Origin of the sequence: Pseudomonas brassicacearum (assembly GCF_000585995.1) — a bacterium.
GTDB classification, from domain to species: domain Bacteria; phylum Pseudomonadota; class Gammaproteobacteria; order Pseudomonadales; family Pseudomonadaceae; genus Aquipseudomonas; species Aquipseudomonas brassicacearum_A.
In genome coordinates, this window is sequence record NZ_CP007410.1 from 5,624,909 (window position 1) to 5,632,500 (window position 7,592).

A 7,592-nucleotide genomic window follows, 5' to 3' on the forward strand; every position below is an offset into this window, starting at 1 on the left:
TCCAAATGGATCGCGGCCTTTTTTTATTGCGCCAGTTTTGAGTCTTCAGTGCAACGGAAGGCCTCATCGCGAGCAAGCTCGCTCCCACATTGGAATGCTTCTGGATGAACGATCCTGCATCCCTGTGGGAGCGAGCTTGCTCGCGATGGCGTCAACACAGACAACGCCGGTGTTGTTACTTGCCGAGACTGATCTTCGGCGCCCAGGTCAGCCATTCATCTTCGAATTTATCGAACAGCGGGAAGGTCTGCTCCGGTCGCGCCGGGCTGCCCATTTTTTCCCCATCCGGCGTCGCGAAAGCAATGCCCCCCTGGATCAGCGTTTCCAAAGACTCGGTCCGCACCGTCGCCCCTTTGAACAAACCAAAGTCCAGACCAAAGCCGCTGGTATTCCAGAATCGCGTGCCGCTGCGCACCAATGGTGCGTATTTAGGCTCGATCAGGACATGGATCAGCACGCGGTCCGCCGTCTGGCCCAGCTCATAACCGGTGACCTTGCCCACGGTAATCTCGCGATAGGTCACCGGCACGCCGGTCTTCAACGACCCACGTCGGGCCGCGCTCAACACCAGGCTCAAACCTGCTTCGGGCACAGCGCTTTCCGGAGGGTTGGCCAGGGCCACGAAGCTTTTCTGCGGCCCGAGGTTTTTCGCCGAAGGTTGCACTTCGATGTACTGGCCGGTCACCAGCGTCTCCAGGTTGGAGGTCTTGATCAACCCCAGCTCCGGCTTGACCACCCAAAACTGCGAACCGACCCGGGCAATGCGCTCCGGCACTTCGGTAATCCGCGCCGTGAGCAGTACCGATTGCAGATCGCCGCTGAGATCCACATCCTCGATCTTGCCCACATCCAGCCCTTTGAAGCGGATCGGCGTACCGCTGCGCAGACCGTCGGCTCGATCGACTTTGATCGTCACCACGGCGCCCTTCTGTTGCGCGGCTTCGCGGTCTTCAAACAAGCGGAACCGAGGGACGCGTCTTTTCAACGGCACATTGGGTTCCGGAGTCTCGAAGGAAATGCCACCGGCCATAAGACTTTGCAAGGATTCACTCTTGACCTGGATCCCGCCTGTCAAACCGCCGGTGAGGGTAATGCCACTGGCGTTCCAGAAGCGTGTCGAACCGTTGACCAGCCCTTCGTATTCCTTCTCGATGTGCACACCAATGATCAACTGCTTTTTCTTGCGAGAAAACTGATAGCTCTGCACCGAGCCGACCTTGACCTGTTTGTAGAGAATCGGACTGCCGACCTCCAGCGATCCGAGGTTTTCGGTCAGCAAGACCAAGTGAAGCCCCGGCGAACGCAAGTCCAACGGTGGCGCCTTCGCCCTGGCTTCGAATTCCCGCTGCGGCGCACCGCCCTTATCGCCCGGCCGTATGGCAATGTAATTACCCTTGACCAGCGCTTCCAGGCCGGTGATACCCGCCAGGGAGATCGATGGCTTGACGACCCAGAACTGCGTGCCGGTCACCAGGTAATCTTCAGCCAACGGGTCCAGGGTCAGTTCAGCCGTAGCACTGGACAGGTCCGGGTCGACCTTGAGGTTCTTCAGGCTGCCGACCTGGATGCCTTTGTACATCACCGGCGTACGACCAGCCTGCAACCCTTCGAAGTCACTGAGTTTGACTTTCACCCGGATACCCGCGGCAGCCGCGTCAAAGTCTTCGTAGAGACGAAACGGCAGGCTCGGATCCGTTGGAGGACTGTCTTTGCGGCTCTCCGGCGTGGCGAACGCAATGCCACCGGCCACGATACTGGACAAGGACTCGCTGCGCACTTTGACGCCCGACAGGTTGGCATCAATGCTGATGCCGCTGGCGTTCCAGAAACGCGTGTGCTTGCGTACCAGGCTGGCATAGGTCGGCTCGATGAAGACTTTGACCTCGACCTTGCTCTGGTCTTCGGACAGCAAGTAACTCTTCACTTGGCCAACCTGAATCTGTTTATAGAACACCGGACTACCGCGGTTGAGCGAGCCCAGCCGGTCGGCCTTGAGGGTCAGGTGCAAACCCGGCTTGGCGTCCGACAGCGGCGGCTCTTCGGCCAGGGCTTTGAATTTACGGGTCGACTCCCCTTCGCCTGGGTTGATCGCCACGTAGTTACCCGATACCAGTGTTTCCAGGCCGGTAATCCCGGCCAGGCTCACACTCGGCTTGACCAGCCAAAAACGCGTTCCGGTTTTGAGGTACTGCTCGACCTCCTTGTTCATCTCAATGGTTACCAACACGCCTTTTGAGCTGCCTTCGTCATCAAGCGTGAGGGCCTTCACTTTGCCGACCGGCATGCCTTTATAGACGACTTCAGTCTTGTTGACCTGAATGCCTTCCCCGCTCTCAAAACGCACAGTGATCTCGATTCCGGTTGCGGTATAGGCCCGCCAACCGAGCCAACCCCCGATGATCAAGGCAATGAGCGGCAGGACCCAGATGGCTGACCAGTTCGAAGCCGGTCGGGTTTTAGCGGTAGGCAAATCAGTCATGGTCGTCATCCGACTCCGTGTTATCCCAAATCAGTCGGGGATCGAAGGTTACTGCGGCAATCATTGTCAAAATCACTACGCTGGCAAATGCAATCGCGCCGAGACCGGCTTCGACACTGGCAAGCCGTCCGAAATTCACCACGGCCACCAAAATGGCGATCACGAAAATATCCAACATCGACCAGCGGCCGATGAACTCGATGAAGCGGTACATGAGGATGCGTTGCCGGGCAGACATGGGCTGATGCCGCTGCACGGAAAACAGTAACAAGGCAATGCCCACCAGTTTGAAAGTGGGAACAACAATACTGGCGATGAACACCACGGCGGCAATAGGGATCATGCCGTGTTGTACCAACTCGATAACCCCGGACATGATGGTACTCGGAGCGCCCTGGCCCAGCGAGCTGACGGTCATGATCGGCAACATGTTGGCCGGAATGTAGAGAATCGCCGCAGTGATCAACAACGCCCAAGTCCGCATCAAGCTGTTCGGACGACGGGGATGGATCAGTGCGCCGCAACGGGTACAAGTTTGTTTATCGGCGTCAGCATCCTGCCGGTTCAACTCATGGCATTCGGTACAGATCAGAATGCCTGCATCAATCGCCCGCATGGGCATCCTCTCCTGATAACGCTTGCCAGATCTGGTGCGGCGACATGACCACCTCCAGCCAGACTTGAACCAGCAACAAACTGATGAAGCACACCAGGCCAAGGCCTACGGTAATGGCCGCCATGTCTGCCAACTTGACGATGGCTACCAGGACACCCATGAGGTAGACCTCGAGCATCCCCCAGTCTCGTAAATGGTGATAAATGCGATACAGCAATAACCCGTAACTACGGCCGATGTTCCAGCGAATGGTCAGCAACACCGCCAGCTGACAAAGCAGCTTGAGCAGTGGAATACCCATGCTGCATAGAAACACCACTGCCGATACGCCTTGCATGCCACTGTCGAACAGCCCTACCACGCCACTCCAGACGGTGTCCTGGGAGGACTGCCCGAGCAGATTGAGTTGCATGATGGGTAAAAAGTTTGCCGGCACATATAACAGCAGAGCGGCGATGACCAAGGCAAGACTGCGCTCGACCACGTTGTGCCGGTGGGCATAGAGCTCATAGCCGCAACGGGGGCATTCAGCTTTTTCGCCATGGGCAAGTTGGGGCTTGCGCATCAACAGGTCGCACTCATGGCATGCCACCAGATCGTTCAGAGGTAGATCTGACAACCGATGAGTGTCTGACGGATCAGGCATAAAGAGCTCTGGCTCAGCTAAGTTGGGGCTATTCTAGTGCTCCGGCTCGAAAATAACTGTGCAAATTTATCACGAGCGTTCGACATGCTTTTAGTGCGGGCAAAACAAAACCCCTACCTGCGTCAGCAGATAGGGGTTTCGGAATTTAATCTTGACGATGACCTACTCTCACATGGGGAAACCCCACACTACCATCGGCGATGCATCGTTTCACTGCTGAGTTCGGGATGGGATCAGGTGGTTCCAATGCTCTATGGTCGTCAAGAAATTCGGTAGCCAGCGCGTGCCTTACGGTCACGTTCCAGCGAATGGGTATGCGATAGTTTGTGTGTTGCTTTGTGAGCAGCGTCGAACTTTCGGTTCGTGTCGTCTTCACACACCGCAATCTGATGCTCCGTATTAAAGAGCCGACTCAAATTGCTTGGGTGTTATATGGTCAAGCCTCACGGGCAATTAGTACAGGTTAGCTCAACGCCTCACAGCGCTTACACACCCTGCCTATCAACGTCGTAGTCTTCGACGGCCCTTCAGGGGACTCAAGGTCCCAGTGAGATCTCATCTTGAGGCAAGTTTCCCGCTTAGATGCTTTCAGCGGTTATCTTTCCCGAACATAGCTACCCGGCAATGCCACTGGCGTGACAACCGGAACACCAGAGGTTCGTCCACTCCGGTCCTCTCGTACTAGGAGCAGCCCCTCTCAAATCTCAAACGTCCACGGCAGATAGGGACCGAACTGTCTCACGACGTTCTAAACCCAGCTCGCGTACCACTTTAAATGGCGAACAGCCATACCCTTGGGACCGGCTTCAGCCCCAGGATGTGATGAGCCGACATCGAGGTGCCAAACACCGCCGTCGATATGAACTCTTGGGCGGTATCAGCCTGTTATCCCCGGAGTACCTTTTATCCGTTGAGCGATGGCCCTTCCATACAGAACCACCGGATCACTAAGACCTACTTTCGTACCTGCTCGACGTGTCTGTCTCGCAGTCAAGCGCGCTTTTGCCTTTATACTCTACGACCGATTTCCGACCGGTCTGAGCGCACCTTCGTACTCCTCCGTTACTCTTTAGGAGGAGACCGCCCCAGTCAAACTACCCACCATACACTGTCCTCGATCCGGATAACGGACCTGAGTTAGAACCTCAAAGTTGCCAGGGTGGTATTTCAAGGTTGGCTCCACGCGGACTGGCGTCCACGCTTCAAAGCCTCCCACCTATCCTACACAAGCAAATTCAAAGTCCAGTGCAAAGCTATAGTAAAGGTTCACGGGGTCTTTCCGTCTAGCCGCGGATACACTGCATCTTCACAGCGATTTCAATTTCACTGAGTCTCGGGTGGAGACAGCGCCGCCATCGTTACGCCATTCGTGCAGGTCGGAACTTACCCGACAAGGAATTTCGCTACCTTAGGACCGTTATAGTTACGGCCGCCGTTTACCGGGGCTTCGATCAAGAGCTTCGCGTTAGCTAACCCCATCAATTAACCTTCCGGCACCGGGCAGGCGTCACACCCTATACGTCCACTTTCGTGTTTGCAGAGTGCTGTGTTTTTAATAAACAGTCGCAGCGGCCTGGTATCTTCGACCGGCATGGGCTTACGCAGTAAATGCTTCACCCTCACCGGCGCACCTTCTCCCGAAGTTACGGTGCCATTTTGCCTAGTTCCTTCACCCGAGTTCTCTCAAGCGCCTTGGTATTCTCTACCCAACCACCTGTGTCGGTTTGGGGTACGGTTCCTGGTTACCTGAAGCTTAGAAGCTTTTCTTGGAAGCATGGCATCAACCACTTCGTCACCCAAAGGGTAACTCGTCATCAGCTCTCGGCCTTAGAATCCCGGATTTACCTAAGATTCCAGCCTACCACCTTAAACTTGGACAACCAACGCCAAGCTGGCCTAGCCTTCTCCGTCCCTCCATCGCAATAACCAGAAGTACAGGAATATTAACCTGTTTTCCATCGACTACGCTTTTCAGCCTCGCCTTAGGGACCGACTAACCCTGCGTCGATTAACGTTGCGCAGGAAACCTTGGTCTTTCGGCGTGGGTGTTTTTCACACCCATTGTCGTTACTCATGTCAGCATTCGCACTTCTGATACCTCCAGCAAGCTTCTCAACTCACCTTCACAGGCTTACAGAACGCTCCTCTACCGCATCACCTAAGTGATACCCGTAGCTTCGGTGTATGGTTTGAGCCCCGTTACATCTTCCGCGCAGGCCGACTCGACTAGTGAGCTATTACGCTTTCTTTAAAGGGTGGCTGCTTCTAAGCCAACCTCCTAGCTGTCTAAGCCTTCCCACATCGTTTCCCACTTAACCATAACTTTGGGACCTTAGCTGACGGTCTGGGTTGTTTCCCTTTTCACGACGGACGTTAGCACCCGCCGTGTGTCTCCCATGCTCGGCACTTGTAGGTATTCGGAGTTTGCATCGGTTTGGTAAGTCGGGATGACCCCCTAGCCGAAACAGTGCTCTACCCCCTACAGTGATACATGAGGCGCTACCTAAATAGCTTTCGAGGAGAACCAGCTATCTCCGAGCTTGATTAGCCTTTCACTCCGATCCACAGGTCATCCGCTAACTTTTCAACGGTAGTCGGTTCGGTCCTCCAGTTAGTGTTACCCAACCTTCAACCTGCCCATGGATAGATCGCCCGGTTTCGGGTCTATTCCCAGCGACTAGACGCCCTATTAAGACTCGCTTTCGCTACGCCTCCCCTATTCGGTTAAGCTCGCCACTGAAAATAAGTCGCTGACCCATTATACAAAAGGTACGCAGTCACCCAACAAAGTGGGCTCCCACTGCTTGTACGCATACGGTTTCAGGATCTATTTCACTCCCCTCTCCGGGGTTCTTTTCGCCTTTCCCTCACGGTACTAGTTCACTATCGGTCAGTCAGTAGTATTTAGCCTTGGAGGATGGTCCCCCCATATTCAGACAAAGTTTCTCGTGCTCCGTCCTACTCGATTTCACTTCTAAGATCCTTTCGCGTACAGGGCTATCACCCACTATGGCCGCACTTTCCAGAGCGTTCCGCTAAAATCAAAGAAGCTTAAGGGCTAGTCCCCGTTCGCTCGCCACTACTAAGGGAATCTCGGTTGATTTCTTTTCCTCAGGGTACTTAGATGTTTCAGTTCCCCTGGTTCGCCTCTTGCACCTATGTATTCAGTACAAGATAACCATCTTATGATGGCTGGGTTCCCCCATTCAGACATCTCCGGATCAAAGTCTGTTTGCCGACTCCCCGAAGCTTTTCGCAGGCTACCACGTCTTTCATCGCCTCTGACTGCCAAGGCATCCACCGTATGCGCTTCTTCACTTGACCATATAACCCCAAGCAATCTGGTTATACTGTGAAGACGACATTCGCCGAAAATTCGTACACTTGCTCACTTAAGAGCAACTCACAAATTTTACCTTAGCCTGAGCCGTTACCAGTGAAAGTAACGTCCAGTCTATCTTTCTATCACATACCCAAATTTTTAAAGAACGATCTAATCAAAAGACTAGAAATCAACATTCACCATCACCTTGATGGAATGCTCATTTCTAAGCTTTCAGAAGCAGTTTATGGTGGAGCCAAGCGGGATCGAACCGCTGACCTCCTGCGTGCAAGGCAGGCGCTCTCCCAGCTGAGCTATGGCCCCATAACAAAATTGGTGGGTCTGGGCAGATTCGAACTGCCGACCTCACCCTTATCAGGGGTGCGCTCTAACCAACTGAGCTACAGACCCAATTTCGAGCTTGTAACTGTTAGCTATGAGCTATCAGCTTGGAGCTTAAAGCTGCTTCTATCGTCTTCTTCAATGAATCAAGCAATTCGTGTGGGAGCTCATGAAGCAGCTGCGGTCG

Annotated in this window: 3 protein-coding genes, 2 tRNA genes and 2 rRNA genes; all 7 read right to left on the minus strand. The window is 54.2% G+C overall.

From position 1 onward, the window contains the following. Nucleotides 1-175 precede the first annotated feature (175 nt). Entirely contained in the window at nucleotides 176-2,479 is a 2,304-nt protein-coding gene (locus tag CD58_RS24080) for a PqiB family protein (protein WP_025215489.1), read from the minus strand. Continuing rightward, nucleotides 2,472-3,095, minus strand: a complete 624-nt coding sequence (locus tag CD58_RS24085; RefSeq protein WP_025215490.1) for a paraquat-inducible protein A — start codon at nucleotides 3,093-3,095, stop codon at nucleotides 2,472-2,474. The genes CD58_RS24080 and CD58_RS24085 overlap by 8 nt, the downstream gene beginning before the upstream one ends. Next, nucleotides 3,082-3,741 carry a paraquat-inducible protein A gene (locus CD58_RS24090; protein ID WP_025215491.1) on the minus strand — a complete coding sequence of 220 codons (660 nt, stop codon included), beginning with the start codon at nucleotides 3,739-3,741 and terminating at the stop codon, nucleotides 3,082-3,084. Before CD58_RS24090 ends, CD58_RS24085 begins: the two co-directional genes overlap by 14 nt. A gap of 149 nt (nucleotides 3,742-3,890) precedes the next feature. Then, a 5S ribosomal RNA gene (gene rrf / locus CD58_RS24095) occupies nucleotides 3,891-4,006 on the minus strand. 167 nt (nucleotides 4,007-4,173) lie between these two features. After that, nucleotides 4,174-7,065 (minus strand): 23S ribosomal RNA (locus tag CD58_RS24100). A gap of 246 nt (nucleotides 7,066-7,311) precedes the next feature. After that, nucleotides 7,312-7,387 (minus strand) — tRNA-Ala (locus CD58_RS24105). Between the two features lie 10 nt (nucleotides 7,388-7,397). Beyond that, a tRNA-Ile gene (locus CD58_RS24110) sits at nucleotides 7,398-7,474 on the minus strand. Nucleotides 7,475-7,592 lie beyond the last annotated feature (118 nt).